The sequence below is a fragment of the Klebsiella sp. BIGb0132 genome (assembly GCF_024810075.1).
Classification (GTDB): Bacteria; Pseudomonadota; Gammaproteobacteria; order Enterobacterales; family Enterobacteriaceae; genus Klebsiella; species Klebsiella terrigena.
The window spans coordinates 108,371-122,951 of record NZ_JANUDW010000005.1 but is presented as its reverse complement, the minus strand read 5'-3'; the positions used below and the strand labels follow the sequence as shown (position 1 = coordinate 122,951).

Here is a 14,581-nt window from a genome sequence, read left to right as displayed (position 1 = left end):
TATGGTGTGCTGAAGGCTCAATTTTCTGCACAAGTGGCCCCGATGAAAAAGAGACTGACCGCCGACGATATGCACGACGCCGAAGTGATTGCCCATACTCCGTGGTTCAGTATGCGCAAGGTGGCTATCGACATCACCGCCGACGAACGCCGCGACTTTTACGCCATCCACTACCCGCGCCCGGCGGTTGGCATTGTGGCAATGCAGCAGGGTAAAGTGCTGCTGATCCGCCACTACCGCTATCTGATTGACCAGGTGGTGTGGGCCATCCCGTCAGGCGGCATCGATGAAGGCGAAGAGCCGCGGGCGGCCGCCCTGCGCGAGCTGCGCGAAGAGACCGGCTGGCAGGCCAAAAACGCCGAAGAGATTATCCGCTACAACCCCTCCTACGGCAGCAGCGACCAGCTGTTCATCACCTGGCTTGCCCGCGATCTGGAGTACGTTGGAATGGACGCCGACCAGGATGAGGTGATGGAAACCGGCTGGTTTACCTTCGAAGAGATCCGGGAGCTGATCGCCCGCGGCGAGATGCCGGACGGGCTATCGCTGGTGCCGCTGCTGCACCTGATGGCGCAGCAGCACGGTGGTTTAGCGTAGCGGCTTAAGCATGCGCCAGCGGAACCACAGCTGGGCAACCAGGATCAGCACGCCGCCGATAATCTTCTGCAGCGGCAGCTGCTCGTGATACCACAGGGCGGCGGCAATCACCGTCAGCAGCGGTTCGAGCACCATAATAATCGCCGCGCTGGCAACCGCCGCGTACTTCTGCCCCTTCATCTGCAGGCCGAAGCGCAGGCTGGTAGCGATAACGATACTGGCGAGCAGCCAGCCGAACGTCGGCAGGGTAAACGGCCGATCCCAGCTTTCCACCGCCGCTGAGATCGCCAGCCCCACCAGGCCGGTGATCCCCAGCTGCACGGCGGTCAGCGGGATCAGAGGCACCTCGCGGGCGCAGCGGCTGGTGTAGCAGAACCAGATTGACTGCACCAGCGCGGTAAGCAGAAACCAGCCCTGGCTGGGGTGGAAGGCAATCGGCATATGCAGGCTCAGCAGGGCAAGACCGACGATCGCCAGCGGTAGGCACTCCCAGTAAGCGCGCGCCGGGCGCGTTTTCATCATCACCCATGCGGTCAGCGGTACGAAGAGCATCGACAGGCTCATGATAAACGCCCCCTCGCCCAGCGACGGCGTGGTCGATACCGCGTAAATCCACAGGCACAGGTTGAGCGCAAACCACAGGCCGCTGATAATTATCTGCGGCCACTGGCGTTTCTCGACGCGAAAACCGCGACAGAAAGGCAGCAGCAGCAGCGCGGCGAAAAAGAAGCGCAGGCCGAGGAAGGCAAAAACCGGCATCCCGGCGATGGCTTCACGCGAAAATATCCACCCGCAGGCGGCGATGAGCGTGGCGGCGACCAGCAGCATATCCGCCTGACGTTGCCGAATCATAGACAGCTCTCCCTGCGTGAGTGATTACCAGCCCGGCACCGCGCCGCCGTTGAAGATCGTTTCCGCCGCCTTCGCCACTTCCGGCGACTGGTAGGACTGCATAAACTCCTTCACGTTCTGCGCATCTTTATTATCTTCGCGGGTGACGATGATGTTCACGTAGGGCGAGTTTTTATCCTCGATAAAAATGCCGTCGCGCACCGGAGAGAGCCCGGTCTGCTGGAGGTAGGTGGTGCTGATAATCGCCACATCAACCTTGGGATCGTCGATCACCCGCGGCAGCTGCGCGCCTTCCAGCTCCATGATTTTCAGGCTGTGCGGGTTAGCGGTGATATCGATTGCCGTCGGCAGCAGCCCGGTACCGGCCTTGAGGGTAATCAGCTTCTCCTGCTGCAGCAGAAGCAGCGCGCGGCCAAGGTTGGTCGGATCGTTAGGAATGGCGATGGTCGCTCCGTCTTTCAGGTCAGCGACCGATTTAATCTTGCGCGAGTAGCCCGCCATCGGGAATACGAAGGTGTTTCCGACCGCCACCAGGTGATAGCCGTGCGCTTTATTATCCTGTTCGAGGAACGGCCGGTGCTGGAAGACGTTGGCGTCCAGATCCCCGGCGTTAGTCGATTCGTTCGGCAGCAGGGAGCCGCTAAAACCAACCAGCTCAACGTCGAGGCCATACTTCTCTTTCGCCACCTTCTTCGCCACTTCCGCCACATCCTGTTCTGCGCCGTTAATCACGCCAACTTTAATGTGTTTTGCATCGCCGTCTTGCCGATCGCAACCCGCCAGCAGCAGGCCCGCCAGCACCACTACGGCGGCTGTCCGTAAACGCAATTTCATTGTTTTCACCCTGTTAGTCCATTAGAAAGTCATTATTATTTTCGTGCGAAACTATAACGGCTTTATGGTCAGCTTTTAAACATCAAAAGCAGCAACAGGAAATAAAATCATCTGCTGAATTTTGCCTCATGGGCCAGCAGCCACTCTTTGCGCGCCAGGCCGCCGCCGTAGCCGGTGAGCGAGCCATCTTTGCCGATAATCCGGTGGCAGGGAATAACGAGCGCCAGCCGGTTGGCGCCGTTGGCGTTGGCCACCGCGCGCACCGCCCCCGCGTTGCCCATCAGCTCGGCAAGCCCCTGATAATGCTCGGTCGTGCCGTAGGGCACCGCCCGCAGCTGCTGCCAGACCGCCTGCTGAAAATCGCTGCCCGGCGTCTCAAGAGTGAGGGAAAAGCGCTGCCGCTGGCCGGCAAAATACTCCCCGACCTCCGCCACCGCCTGGCGCGTATGGGCGTTTTCCCCGGCAATAATATTGGCCGCCAGCAGGCGCTGAAGGTCGCGAAATTCGCTCTCCAGCATCCGCCGGTCAACAAACTCCAGCAGGCAAACCCCGCGCTCGGTGGCGCAGACAAACATCGGCCCGATGGGGGTAGTAAAGCGCTGGATCAGGATAACCCGCCCCGCTTTGCTCGGCGCCCGGCCGGTGAGCTTTTTGCAGGTATAGCCGAAGCCGCTGAGCGAGTCGTAGCCGCTATCAAACGCCACGTCGGTCGCGCTGCGCCCGCCCTGTAGCTCCTGCAGGGCGGTATTGACCCGCAGCATCCGCTGGAAGGCCTGAAACGTCATGCCGTAGTTCTGGCTAAACCAGCGGCGCATGCGTTCCGGGCTGATGTGCTGCTGACGCAGCTGGTCATCGCTGATCCGCACCTTGGGCGCGGCGCGCAGCTGCTGCAGCACCTGCTCCACCATCGGCGGCGCAGAGCTGGCGTTTTCCGTCGGTCGGCAAATTTTACACGGACGAAAGCCGGCGCTGAGCGCGGCTTTGAAATCGCTATAAAACTCCACGTTTTCCCGCTTTGGCTTGCGGGCGCGGCAGGTGGCGATGCAGAACACGCCGGTGGTTTTCACGCCGACGTAAAACAGCCCGGCGTACTGGGATGAGCGGGCCACCAGCGCCTCATACCAGGTATCGCATAACCCTTTATCAATCACCTGCATGGCTGAACACCCCGTTAAACGATTGCTGCTGTCAATGCGCAGGATTCTGGCGCTTCGGCCCTAAAGACGACAACCGAAAACCGGACGACTATTTTCGCCTGCACCGGCGTCCGGGCGGACGCAATGTCACCTTGCCCTACCGACGTCGCCATTCGCCGGGCGTCATCGCGTAGAGCTTTTTAAAGGCCTTCGAGAAGGAGGCCAGCGACTGAAAGCCGCAGCGATCGGCGACAACATCCAGGTTGGCCTGCCGCTCCAGGCGCAGCAGGCGGGCGGCCATCGCCATGCGCAGCTGGGTAAGCCACGCTGGGGAGTGAGATGATAGACGCGGGCGAAATGGCGGGCAAAGGTCGCCCGCGACAGGAATGCCCGCGCGGCCATGGTTTCCAGCGTCCACGGCTGCTCCGGCGCCGCCAGCACCGCGAATACCGCTGGCATCAGGCGCTCGTCGCTCATCAGCCGCAGCAGACCGCCCGGCGGCTGCTCCGTGCCGAGCAGCGTGCGCAGCAGCAGCACCAGTAGCGTATCGCCAAGGCTGCGAACGATGGCCCCGCTGCCGGGGCGATCGGCGAGGCTTTCCCGCACCAGCACGTTGAGCAGGATCTCCAGCTCCGGGCACTCCCGGCGCTCGTCGGTATGCAGGTGCACAAGCTCGGCCTCTTCGGCAAACAGCCAGCTGACGTGCGGGCCAAAGTAAAACTCGCCGCACAGCATCTCCAGCGCGTCGCTGTCGCTGCCGGTTCGCATCTCGGTCAGCGTGCCGTTAAAGCGGTGGGCAACCGGCAAAATCTGCCCCCATTCGAGCAGGCTTTCCATCAGGTGCGGCGAGCCGTGTGGCAGCAAAATGACGTCTCCCGCCCGCATATGTCGGGTTTGATGGCCCACGGTCACCCGCCCTTCGCCGCGCAGGACAAAATGCCACGGCACCACGCCGCCGGGCATCTGGTCATGGCCAGCCTGCCAGCGGCCGCCAAAACGGCAGTGCAGATTGACTTCGCAGCGCGGGGCCAGCAGCGCCAGCAGATGACTGAGACTATCCATACCTCTCCTGAGACGATAAGACAAAAAGGTGAGACGCAGAGCGCGAGTCTAGCACGCCGCCGGCGCCTAAGATGTCCCCACTGCCACGACATACCCGCAAATACACAGGAGTTAACCATGAGCCGTTTAGCTGAAATTCGTGAACAAGATGCCACAGGTAAAGCCGCAGAAATTTTTGGCGGGATTAAAAAAGCGATGGGCAAGGTGCCGAATGCCTTTCTGACCATCGGCGGCCACTCTCCGGCGGCGCTGCAGCAGGCGCTGGCGCATAACGCCATGCTGAGTAAGGGCAGCCTGAATGCACAAGAGCTGGAAGCTATTAACCTGGCGGTGAGCGAAGCCACCGGCTGTGATTACTGCCTGGCGGCGCACACCATGATGGCCAAAAGAGCCGGCTACAGCAGCGAGCAGATCCACGCCCTGCGCCGCGGCGAGTATCCGCAGGATGCACACCTCGATGCGCTGGCAAAATTCGTTCAGACCCTGGTGAGCACCACCGGCACCCTGCCGGAAGCCGACGTCAGCGCCCTGCGCAGCGCCGGATTCAGCGACCAGCAGACTATCGAGATTATCAGCGCGGTCAGCGCCATTCTGTTCACCAACATGGTGAATCGGGTTAACGATACGGTCGTCGATTTCCCGCAAGCCGATTAACCGTAAGTTAACGCCTGCTTTACAGCCCCAGAGCGCTGAGCCCCGGATGGTCATCAGGCCGGCGGCCCTGGGGCCAGTGAAACAGGCGTTCGTTTTCGCCGATCGGCAGATCGTTGATGCAGGCGTAGCGCGTGCGCATCAGGCCGTGCTCATCGAACTCCCAGTTTTCATTGCCGTACGAGCGGAACCAGTTGCCGCTGTCGTCACGCCACTCGTAGGCAAAGCGCACCGCAATGCGGTTATCGCTCCACGCCCACAGCTCCTTAATCAGCCGGTACTCCTGCTCTTTGTGCCACTTGCGCTGCAGGAAGCCGACGATCTCCGCCCGCCCGTGTACAAACTCGCTGCGGTTGCGCCATTCGCTATCGGGGGTATAGGCCAGAGCCACCTTCTGCGCATCGCGGCTGTTCCAGCCGTCTTCGGCGGCACGTACCTTTTGCGCCGCGCTTTCGCGGGTAAACGGCGGCAGCGGCGGGCGTTGTTCAGTCATGATCTTCTCCTGTGCGGGTTAACTGCTGCAGGCGCTGGTTCTCCTGCTCAAGGTCGTGAATACGCTGCTGCAGCGTCTGGCTATATTCCGCCACCTGCTGCGCGCTATAGCGCGGCGTAATGTGCTGCGGACAGTTCCAGTCGAACGCCTGCAGATGAAAGCGAAAGATACGCTCAACGCTGCCGCGGTAATTTTCCGGCTTCACCCGGGCCAGCAGCGCGGGATCCTCATCCGCCGCCAGCACCTCAACGGTGGCGTAGATTTTCAGCCTGGCACGGCGCGGGTAATCCATCAAAAACAGGCACGCCCTGGCGCTTCCCCGCAGGTTGCCGGTGCTGATGTACTGCCGGTTGCCGCTAAAATCAGCCATTGCAAGGGTGGTCTCATCCAGCAGATGCAGAAAGCCGGGCGGCCCGCCGCGGTGCTGGATATAGGGCCAGCCGGTTTGCGACACCGTCGCCAGATAAAAGCTGTCCCTGCTGGTAATCATCGCTTCCTCGCTGGCGGTAAAGCGGTTCGCCTGACGGTGGCTATGGGGCGATTGCCACAGCCCGTCGCTGCCCATTTCATGCTGGACGTCCATCACATCCGGGGTGATGGCAATACCAAGAAAGTCACCGGTCATACATCCTCCGCGCCTTGTATCACTGCCCACAGCATGGACTCTACTGCGACAAATGATAATACTGGGGATCTGGCAATCATCTTTCCGTAAGGCGGGATAATAATGGACCGATTAAGCGCGATGGCGCTGCTGGTGAAGGTTACCGAGCTGGGCAGTATGTCGGCGGCGGCGCGGGCGCTGCATACGCCGCTGACCACCGTCAGCCGCAATATTGCCGAACTGGAGAGCGCGCTCGGCGCACGCCTGCTAACCCGCACCACCCGCCGGCTTACGCTAACCGATGCCGGCGTAGAGTATGTTGCCGCCGCGCGGCGGATCCTTGAAGAGGTGGAGAACGCCGAGCGGCAGGCGGCGGGCGAGTATCTGCAGCCCAAGGGCGAGCTGGTGATCGCCGCGCCAACGATGTTCGGTCGCGTGCACGTTTTGCCGGTGGTGAGCGATTTTCTCGCCCGTTACCCGCAAATTAACGTTCGTTTGCTGCTCAGCGACCGTAACGTTGACCTGATAGACGACCACGTCGATCTGGCGGTGCGCATTGGCGCTCTGCCGGATAGCAGCATGGTGGCCACCCGCCTCGGGGAGATGCGCATTGTCACCTGCGCCCAGCCGCTGCTGCTGGCAAAGCACGGCGTGCCGCAGCGCCCCCGCGAGCTGGCCGGGCTGCCGATTATTGCGATTGAATCGCCGATGCCCTACAGCGGCTGGCGGTTTCGCGCCGTCGAAGCGGCTGACCAGCTGGTGACCCTGCGCGCCGTGCTGTCGGTCACCACCCCGGAAAGCGCCGCTGACGCCGCCCGGCTCGGGGTTGGCGTGGCGCGGCTGCTGCACTATCAGGCCATCGATGGCCTGACCCGCGGCGAGCTGCAGCTCATTCTGGAATCGGTCGAACCCGAGCCGACGCCGGTGCACCTGCTGTATACCAGCCGGGATCTGGCTCCGCTCAAGCTGCGCAAGTTCCTCAGCTTCGCCGCCCCGGCGCTGCGCCGGGCGCTGCTGCGCATCGCCGGAACCGCCTAGCGTGCCGCCTTTTTCAGCGGCACCTCTTTCAGCAACCACGAGAGGACAAAGGCAACGGCCATAATACAGGCGGCCATCAGGAAGGCGGCGTGAATGGCCGCGCCGAAGGCGTCGAGATAATCAAGGCGGATCGCCGTCGGCAGGTTCTGTACCGCCTCCGGGTTTAGCGCCCTCGGCAGCTCGGCGCCCTCCGGCAGCAGGCGCTGGAGGTTATTTTGCAGCACGTGGGTAAATACCGCGCCGAACAGCGCCACGCCTATCGATCCGCCAATCGAGCGAAACAGCGTCACCCCCGAGGTGGCCACGCCGTACATCTGCGCCGGCATTGCGTTCTGCACCGCCAGCACCAGCACCTGCATCACCAGCCCCAGGCCCGCCCCCAGCACGCCGGTAAACAGATACAGCTGCCACATCGGCGAATGGATCGTAATCCGGGTCAGCAGCACCATCCCCACCACGCCCAGCAGGGTGCCGAGGATCGGGAACAGGCGATATTTACCGGTACGGCTGATAATCCGCCCGCTGACGATCGACGTCAGCAGCAGGCCGCCCATCAGCGGGATCAGCTGCAGCCCGGCTTCGGTCGGGGTCGCCGCCTTCACCACCTGCAGATAGAGCGGCAGGAAGGTCACCGAGCCAAATAGCGCCATGCCGATCACGAAACCAATCATGCTGCACAGCAGAAAGCTGCGGTTACGGAACAGCGAGAGCGGAATAATCGGCTCCACGGCCACCCGTTCCTCATAAATAAAGCCAATGATTCCCACGACGCCAAAGGCCAGAATGCACCACAGCTGCGGGTCATTCCACGGCCGCACGCTGCCGCCTTCGGAGGTGAAGAGGATAATGCACAGCAGCGCCATGCTCAGGTAAAACGCCCCCAGCCAGTCGATCTGGTGCGCGCTGCGCTTATTGCTGCTGTGGAACACCGCCCCGATCACCAGCAAAGCAAACAGCCCCAGCGGCAGGTTGATATAAAAAATCCAGCGCCAGGAGGCGTGCTGCACCAGAAAACCGCCGATCAGCGGCCCGATGACCGTCGCCAGGCCGAACACGCCGCCGAAGAGGCCCTGATAGCGGCCGCGGTTTGCCGGAGGGATCACGTCGGCGACCGCCGCCATGCTGATCACCATCAGGCCGCCGCCGCCCAGCCCCTGCAGCGCGCGCATCAGCACCAGCTGCGTCATATTCTGCGCCAGGCCGCACAGCGCCGAGCCGACGAGGAACAGCACAATCGCCACCTGGAGCACGATTTTTCGCCCGAACAGATCGCCGAATTTGCCGTACAGCGGCACCACGATGGTTGAGCTCAGGATATAGGCGGTAACCACCCACGAGAGCTTATCCAGCCCGCCGAGCTCGCCGACAATGGTCGGCAGCGCGGTCGACACGATGGTCTGATCCAGCGCCGACAGCAGCATCACCAGCAGCAGGGCGCTGAACAGCAGGCGGATCGACGGCGCCGGCCGGGCGGCGATTTCAGAAGTCATAGCAACACTCGCTTGAAATTAATTAAATGCATAATTAATATTTAGGGAAATGATGAATCAGGTCAAGAGACAGTGAAGAAATGACAGCACAAAAAGACCATGATGCGCCGCGCCGCCCAGGCCGCCCGCGCGGCAAAAAGCCGGGCACCGCTAACCGTGAACAGCTGATGGATATCGCGCTGGCGCTGTTTGCCCGCCAGGGCATCGCCCGGACGTCGCTGAACGCCATCGCCAAAGAGGCCGGGGTCACGCCGGCGATGCTGCATTACTATTTCAACTCGCGGGAGATATTAGTCGACCAGCTGCTGGAGGAGCGCTTTATGCCGCTGCGCAGCGAAATCAGCAAAATTTTTATCGCCCATCCGCAAGATCCGCTGACCGCGTTTACCCTGCTGATTGAGGCGCTCGCCGCGCTGGCGGAGCAAAACGACTGGTTTGCGCCGCTGTGGATGCAGGAGATGATTGGCGAAATGCCGGTGCTGCGTCAGCATATGCACGCCCGCTTTGGCGACGATAAGTATCACCGGATGCTGGAGACCATAGGCCGCTGGCAGCAGGAGGGGAAACTCAACCCGGCCCTGTCGCCGGAGCTGCTGTTCACCAGCCTGATTAGCCTGGTGCTGGTGCCCTATTCGCGCATTCGCACCGATCCGCGCTTAAAAACGATGTCCCGACAAACCATCGTCAGCCACGCGCTGGCGATGATCCAGCAGGGGATTGGCGGCTGATATCCGCGGCTGTTTTCCCTCTGCCGCCCGGATCGGACGCATCGCGCCGCAGTCCGGGGCGGCAGCAGCCTTACAGCGCCTTCGAGAGATAATGGCGCTCCATGCCGGGGTGCGGGAAATCAGGCAGCGACATCTGCAGCCGGTAGCCCTGTTTTTGATAAAACGGCAGGGCCTGGAAGCTGAAGGTGTCCACCAGCACGTGGTTACACCCCTCTTCGCGCGCCTGCTTTTCCGCCGCACGCATCAGCTCGCCGCCCAGCCCGCTACCGCGCGAGGCTTCGCTGACCCACAGGTACTCAATACACAGCCAGTTCGCCTTTCTTTTGGCGATCAGACCGCCCTGCATCTCCCCCGCCCGATCGCGGAGATAGATCCCCAGTTCACCAAACTGCGTCGGGTCGAGGTAGCGCAGGTTGTATTCCCGTAGACCCGCCAGCAGCTCATCACGATCCGCGGGATTAATGCTGGTTGTCATTATTAAAGCCATTAATGCCTCCCGATTAAATTATGTAAGGGTATTAGCGGTGCTTACTTTCACAAAAAATTCTTATTTCCTCCATTATTTTTTGCCTTAATTTTCACGATTCAAATTTAGACAAAAAAACCTTTTCATTGGTCGATTGAGACGTATAATGAGCAAAAATGAGAATGATCATTCTCAACAAAAATCCAGGAGTGGAGCCATCTCATCTGCAGAGAAGCCAAAAAAATGACCGCTCCGGCGGCCGTCGTCGAATAACAGCATACAGGAACGTCTGAGTTCCTTTTTAGCCATTTTCGTTTATCCGAAAATGCCTCAGCGCCCAACCCATCACCTCACTATTGAATTAGCGGGGCGGACGTCGTTTATCCTGAGAAAATATAATGAAATACACCACCATACCCATCGCAATAGCATTATTTCTGCTGGTCGGATGCGATAATTCGCAAACATCTGCCCCGCAGCAAATGACGCCGGAAGTCGGCGTTGTCACCCTGAAAGGCCAGCCCGTTTCCGTCATCAGCGAGCTGACCGGCCGCACCACCGCATCGCTCAGCGCCGAAGTACGCCCGCAGGTGGGCGGCATCATTCAAAAGCGTCTGTTTACCGAAGGCGACAGGGTGAAAGCCGGCCAGGCGCTGTATCAAATTGACCCGGCCAGCTACCGCGCCGCCTATAACGAAGCGGCGGCCGCCCTGAAGCAGGCGCAATCGCTGACGGTTGCCGACTGCCAGAAGGCCCGCCGCTATACGCAACTGGTCAAAGACAACGGCGTGTCGCTGCAGGATGCCGATGACGCGCAGTCCACCTGTAACCAGGACAAGGCCAGCGTCGAGTCGAAAAAAGCCGCGCTGGAGAGCGCCCGCATCAACCTGAACTGGACCACCGTCAGCGCGCCGATTGCCGGGCGGATCGGCATCTCCTCCGTCACCCCAGGCGCGCTGGTCTCTGCCGATCAGGATACGGTCCTGGCGACGATCCGCGGGCTGGAGACGATTTACGTCGATCTCACGCGATCGAGCGTTGATCTGCTGCGCCTGCGCCAGCAAACGCTGGCAACCAACGCCAATACCCTCAGCGTCACCCTGATCCTCGAAGACGGCAGCACCTATGCCGAGAAGGGCCGCCTGGCGCTGACCGAAGTGGCGGTGGACGAATCAACCGGCTCGGTCACGCTGCGGGCGGTGTTCCCCAACCCGCAGCACGTCCTGCTGCCGGGAATGTTCGTCCGCGCCCGCGTCGATGAGGGCGTGATGGACGATGCGATCCTCGCCCCGCAGCAGGGGATCACTCGCGATGTCAAAGGTAACGCCACCGCGCTGGTGGTCGATGCCGACGGTAAAGTCGCCCAGCGTGAGGTCGCAACCGGCGAAGCCTACGGCGATAAGTGGCTGGTGGAGAGCGGCCTGAAGAGCGGCGACAGGCTGATCGTTGAAGGTACCAGCAAGGTTGCCGCCGGGCAGCAGGTCAAAGCCGTTGAAATGAAAAACAGCGGAGGCAACGCCTGATGTTCTCCCGCTTCTTCGTTCGACGCCCGGTGTTCGCCTGGGTCATCGCCATCCTGATTATGCTCGCCGGGATCCTCGCCATCCGCACGCTGCCGGTCGCCCAGTACCCGGACGTCGCGCCGCCGTCGGTGAAAATTTCCGCCACCTACACCGGCGCCTCTGCCGAAACCCTGGAAAACAGCGTGACCCAGGTTATCGAGCAGCAGCTTACCGGGCTGGATAACCTGCTCTACTTCAGCTCCACCAGCAGCTCCGACGGCTCGGTGAGCATTAACGTGACCTTCGAGCAGGGGACCGACCCGGACACCGCGCAGGTGCAGGTGCAGAACAAGGTCCAGCAGGCCGAATCGCGGCTGCCCAGCGAAGTGCAGCAGTCCGGCGTGACGGTGGTGAAATCGCAGAGCAGCTTCCTGCTGATCCTCGCGGTGTACGATAAAACCGACAAGGCCACCAGCTCCGATATCGCCGACTGGCTGGTGAGCAACATGCAGGACCCGCTGGCGCGCGTGGAAGGCGTCGGCAGCCTGCAGGTATTTGGCGCTGAATACGCGATGCGCATCTGGATGGACCCGACCAAACTGGCCTCCTATGCGCTGATGCCTTCCGATGTCGAAACGGCAATCGAAGCGCAGAACGTGCAGATCTCGGCGGGTAAAATCGGCGCGCTGCCGTCCTCTAACGCCCAGCAGCTTACCGCTACCGTGCGCGCTCAGTCGCGCCTGCAAACCGTCGATCAGTTCAAAAACATCATTGTGAAGAGCAAGAGCGACGGCTCGGTCGTCCGCCTGAGCGACGTCGCCCGGGTTGAAATGGGCAGCGAAGATTACACCGCCTCGGCGAACCTCAACGGCCACCCTGGCGCCGGCATCGCCGTCATGATGGCGCCGGGCGCCAACGCGCTGGATACCGCGACGCGGGTGAAGGATAAGATTGCCGAGTATCAGCGCCAGATGCCGCAGGGCTACGACATCGCCTATCCGAAGGACAGCACCGAGTTTATTAAAATATCGGTCGAGGATGTGATTCAAACGCTGTTTGAAGCCATCGCGCTGGTGGTCTGCGTGATGTATCTGTTTCTGCAGAACTTCCGCGCCACGCTGATCCCGGCGGTGGCGGTGCCGGTGGTGCTGCTTGGCACCTTCGGCGTGCTGGCGCTGTTTGGCTACTCCATCAATACCCTGACGCTGTTTGCGATGGTGCTGGCGATCGGTCTGCTGGTGGATGACGCCATCGTGGTGGTGGAAAACGTCGAGCGAATTATGCGCGATGAGGGGCTTCCCGCCCGGGAAGCCACCGAAAAGTCGATGGGCGAAATTTCCGGGGCGCTGATCGCCATTGCCCTGGTGCTGTCGGCGGTGTTCCTGCCGATGGCCTTCTTCGGCGGCTCAACCGGCGTTATCTATCGTCAGTTCTCGGTCACCATCATCTCGGCGATGATGCTCTCCGTGGTGGTGGCGCTGACCTTAACCCCGGCGCTGTGCGGCGCGCTGCTGAGCCACTCTAAGCCGCATACCAGGGGCTTCTTCGGGGCGTTTAACCGCCTGTGGGGGCGCACGGAGCAGGGCTATCAGCGCCGCGTGCTCGGCGGCCTGCGCCGTTCGGCGACGATGATGGGCGCCTTCGCGCTGATTTGCGCCGTCATGGCGCTGGCGATGTGGAAGCTGCCGGGCAGCTTCCTGCCGGCAGAGGATCAGGGCGAAATCATGGTGCAGTACACCCTGCCGGCAGGCGCGACCGCCGTGCGCACCGCCGAGGTTCGCCGCCAGGTGACCGACTGGTTCCTGACCAAAGAGAAGGCCAATACCAACGTTATCTTTACCGTCGACGGCTTCAGCTTCAGCGGCAGCGGGCAGAACGCAGGGATGGCTTTCGTGTCGTTGAAAAACTGGTCCCAGCGCAAGGGCGCAGCCAACACCGCGCAGGCCATTGCCCTGCGCGCCACCAAAGAGCTCGGCAGCATCCGCGACGCCTCGCTGTTTGCCATGACGCCTCCTTCAGTGGACGGCCTCGGGCAGAGCAACGGCTTTACCTTTGAGCTGATGGCCAGCGGCGGCACCGATCGCGACAGCCTGATGAAAATGCGCAGCCAGCTGCTGGCGGCGGCCAATCAGAGCCCGCAGCTGCAGTCGGTGCGCGCCAACGACCTGCCGCAGATGCCGCAGCTGCAGGTGGATATCGACAACAACAAAGCGGTGGCGCTGGGGCTATCGCTGAGCGACGTCACCGCCACCCTCTCCAGCGCCTGGGGCGGCACCTACGTCAACGACTTTATCGATCGCGGGCGGGTGAAAAAGGTCTATATCCAGGGCGATAGCGATTCTCGCGCCGTCCCCGCCGATCTCGGGAAATGGTTCGTGCGCGGCAGCGATGACGGCATGACGCCGTTCTCCGCCTTCGCCACCACCCGCTGGCAGTACGGCCCGGAAAGCCTGGTGCGCTACAACGGCTCCGCCGCATTTGAAATCCAGGGCGAAAACGCCGCCGGCTCCAGCTCCGGCGCGGCGCTGGATAAGATGGAAGCCCTCGCCAACAGCCTGCCGGCGGGCACCACCTGGGCATGGAGCGGCATGTCACTGCAGGAAAAGCTGGCCAGCGGCCAGGCCATGAGCCTGTACGCCATCTCCATTCTGGTGGTGTTCCTGTGCCTCGCGGCGCTGTATGAGAGCTGGTCGGTGCCGTTCTCGGTGATCATGGTTATCCCCCTCGGCCTGCTCGGCGCGGCGCTGGCTGCCTGGCTGCGCGATCTGAATAACGACGTCTACTTCCAGGTTGCGCTGTTGACCACCATCGGCCTGTCGTCGAAGAACGCCATTCTGATCGTTGAGTTTGCCGAATCGGCGGTGGATGAAGGCTATTCGCTTTCGCGGGCGGCAATCCGCGCCGCGCAAACCCGTCTGCGCCCTATCGTCATGACTTCGCTGGCGTTTATCGCCGGGGTGCTGCCGCTGGCGGTAGCGACCGGCGCGGGGGCCAACAGCCGCGTGGCGATCGGCAGCGGGATCATCGGCGGCACGCTGACCGCCACGCTGCTGGCGGTGTTCTTCGTTCCTCTGTTCTTTGTGCTGGTGAAGCGGTTCTTCACCCGCCAGCGTCCTTCTCAGGAGTAG

Annotated in this window: 13 protein-coding genes and 1 pseudogene; 6 read left to right on the top strand and 8 right to left on the bottom strand. The window is 61.7% G+C overall.

Annotated elements, in window-relative coordinates:
* The first annotated feature begins 42 nt into the window (after positions 1 to 42).
* Positions 43 to 597 carry an NUDIX hydrolase gene (locus M2416_RS15565; RefSeq protein ID WP_259225595.1) on the top strand — a complete coding sequence of 185 codons (555 nt, stop codon included), beginning with the start codon at positions 43 to 45 and terminating at the stop codon, positions 595 to 597.
* On the opposite strand, the gene M2416_RS15560 is transcribed toward M2416_RS15565, so the two are convergent.
* The 4 genes and pseudogenes from M2416_RS15560 to M2416_RS15545 all read right to left on the bottom strand — a co-directional run bounded on the left by M2416_RS15560 (position 589) and on the right by M2416_RS15545 (position 4,481).
* Positions 589 to 1,449, bottom strand: coding sequence for a DMT family transporter (locus M2416_RS15560; protein ID WP_259225594.1), 861 nt, complete (start codon positions 1,447 to 1,449; stop codon positions 589 to 591). The genes M2416_RS15565 and M2416_RS15560 overlap by 9 nt on opposite strands.
* A 24-nt stretch (positions 1,450 to 1,473) precedes the next feature.
* A complete protein-coding gene (gene nlpA, locus M2416_RS15555) occupies positions 1,474 to 2,283 on the bottom strand; it encodes a lipoprotein NlpA (protein ID WP_076946312.1) in 810 nt (269 codons plus the stop codon).
* A gap of 107 nt (positions 2,284 to 2,390) precedes the next feature.
* Positions 2,391 to 3,440 carry a bifunctional transcriptional activator/DNA repair enzyme AdaA gene (locus tag M2416_RS15550; RefSeq protein ID WP_259225593.1) on the bottom strand — a complete coding sequence of 350 codons (1,050 nt, stop codon included), beginning with the start codon at positions 3,438 to 3,440 and terminating at the stop codon, positions 2,391 to 2,393.
* 136 nt (positions 3,441 to 3,576) lie between these two features.
* Positions 3,577 to 4,481: pseudogene (locus M2416_RS15545) on the bottom strand (AraC family transcriptional regulator).
* Positions 4,482 to 4,598: 117 nt separating this feature from the next.
* On the opposite strand from M2416_RS15545, the gene M2416_RS15540 reads away from it, so the two are divergent.
* Positions 4,599 to 5,135 (top strand): carboxymuconolactone decarboxylase family protein, encoded by a 537-nt coding sequence (locus M2416_RS15540; RefSeq protein ID WP_076946315.1) that lies wholly within the window; start codon positions 4,599 to 4,601, stop codon positions 5,133 to 5,135.
* Between the two features lie 19 nt (positions 5,136 to 5,154).
* On the opposite strand, the gene M2416_RS15535 is transcribed toward M2416_RS15540, so the two are convergent.
* Both M2416_RS15535 and M2416_RS15530 read right to left on the bottom strand, forming a co-directional pair.
* Entirely contained in the window at positions 5,155 to 5,625 is a 471-nt protein-coding gene (locus M2416_RS15535; protein ID WP_259225592.1) for a nuclear transport factor 2 family protein, read from the bottom strand.
* Complete coding sequence (locus tag M2416_RS15530; protein WP_259225591.1) at positions 5,618 to 6,250, bottom strand: pyridoxamine 5'-phosphate oxidase family protein; 633 nt, start codon at positions 6,248 to 6,250, stop codon at positions 5,618 to 5,620. Before M2416_RS15530 ends, M2416_RS15535 begins: the two co-directional genes overlap by 8 nt.
* A 102-nt stretch (positions 6,251 to 6,352) precedes the next feature.
* Between M2416_RS15530 and M2416_RS15525 the strand changes: the two genes are divergently transcribed.
* Positions 6,353 to 7,267, top strand: a complete 915-nt coding sequence (locus M2416_RS15525; RefSeq protein WP_259225589.1) for a LysR substrate-binding domain-containing protein — start codon at positions 6,353 to 6,355, stop codon at positions 7,265 to 7,267.
* Here the strand turns inward: M2416_RS15525 and M2416_RS15520 are convergent.
* Entirely contained in the window at positions 7,264 to 8,757 is a 1,494-nt protein-coding gene (locus M2416_RS15520; protein WP_076946319.1) for an MDR family MFS transporter, read from the bottom strand. The genes M2416_RS15525 and M2416_RS15520 overlap by 4 nt on opposite strands.
* 80 nt (positions 8,758 to 8,837) lie before the next feature.
* Here M2416_RS15520 and M2416_RS15515 point away from each other — a divergent pair, with 80 nt between their 5' ends.
* Complete coding sequence (locus M2416_RS15515; RefSeq protein WP_045853791.1) at positions 8,838 to 9,485, top strand: TetR/AcrR family transcriptional regulator; 648 nt, start codon at positions 8,838 to 8,840, stop codon at positions 9,483 to 9,485.
* A 70-nt stretch (positions 9,486 to 9,555) separates the two neighbouring features.
* Here M2416_RS15515 and M2416_RS15510 read toward each other — a convergent pair whose 3' ends face one another.
* Positions 9,556 to 9,972: a GNAT family N-acetyltransferase gene (locus tag M2416_RS15510; protein ID WP_045853790.1), complete on the bottom strand. Its 417-nt coding sequence runs from the start codon at positions 9,970 to 9,972 to the stop codon at positions 9,556 to 9,558.
* A 377-nt stretch (positions 9,973 to 10,349) separates the two neighbouring features.
* Between M2416_RS15510 and M2416_RS15505 the strand changes: the two genes are divergently transcribed.
* Positions 10,350 to 11,474, top strand: a complete 1,125-nt coding sequence (locus M2416_RS15505; RefSeq protein ID WP_259225587.1) for an efflux RND transporter periplasmic adaptor subunit — start codon at positions 10,350 to 10,352, stop codon at positions 11,472 to 11,474.
* Positions 11,474 to 14,581 (top strand): efflux RND transporter permease subunit, encoded by a 3,108-nt coding sequence (locus M2416_RS15500; RefSeq protein WP_259225586.1) that lies wholly within the window; start codon positions 11,474 to 11,476, stop codon positions 14,579 to 14,581. The genes M2416_RS15505 and M2416_RS15500 overlap by 1 nt, the downstream gene beginning before the upstream one ends.

What these genes read in the sequence shown, in the direction of transcription:
- M2416_RS15565 (WP_259225595.1), top strand. Translation starts at nt 43, where the DNA reads ATGAAAAAGAGACTGACCGCCGACGATATGCACGACGCCGAAGTGATT.
- M2416_RS15560 (WP_259225594.1), bottom strand. Translation starts at nt 1,449, where the DNA reads ATGATTCGGCAACGTCAGGCGGATATGCTGCTGGTCGCCGCCACGCTC.
- nlpA (WP_076946312.1), bottom strand. Translation starts at nt 2,283, where the DNA reads ATGAAATTGCGTTTACGGACAGCCGCCGTAGTGGTGCTGGCGGGCCTG.
- M2416_RS15550 (WP_259225593.1), bottom strand. Translation starts at nt 3,440, where the DNA reads ATGCAGGTGATTGATAAAGGGTTATGCGATACCTGGTATGAGGCGCTG.
- M2416_RS15540 (WP_076946315.1), top strand. Translation starts at nt 4,599, where the DNA reads ATGAGCCGTTTAGCTGAAATTCGTGAACAAGATGCCACAGGTAAAGCC.
- M2416_RS15535 (WP_259225592.1), bottom strand. Translation starts at nt 5,625, where the DNA reads ATGACTGAACAACGCCCGCCGCTGCCGCCGTTTACCCGCGAAAGCGCG.
- M2416_RS15530 (WP_259225591.1), bottom strand. Translation starts at nt 6,250, where the DNA reads ATGACCGGTGACTTTCTTGGTATTGCCATCACCCCGGATGTGATGGAC.
- M2416_RS15525 (WP_259225589.1), top strand. Translation starts at nt 6,353, where the DNA reads ATGGACCGATTAAGCGCGATGGCGCTGCTGGTGAAGGTTACCGAGCTG.
- M2416_RS15520 (WP_076946319.1), bottom strand. Translation starts at nt 8,757, where the DNA reads ATGACTTCTGAAATCGCCGCCCGGCCGGCGCCGTCGATCCGCCTGCTG.
- M2416_RS15515 (WP_045853791.1), top strand. Translation starts at nt 8,838, where the DNA reads ATGACAGCACAAAAAGACCATGATGCGCCGCGCCGCCCAGGCCGCCCG.
- M2416_RS15510 (WP_045853790.1), bottom strand. Translation starts at nt 9,972, where the DNA reads ATGGCTTTAATAATGACAACCAGCATTAATCCCGCGGATCGTGATGAG.
- M2416_RS15505 (WP_259225587.1), top strand. Translation starts at nt 10,350, where the DNA reads ATGAAATACACCACCATACCCATCGCAATAGCATTATTTCTGCTGGTC.
- M2416_RS15500 (WP_259225586.1), top strand. Translation starts at nt 11,474, where the DNA reads ATGTTCTCCCGCTTCTTCGTTCGACGCCCGGTGTTCGCCTGGGTCATC.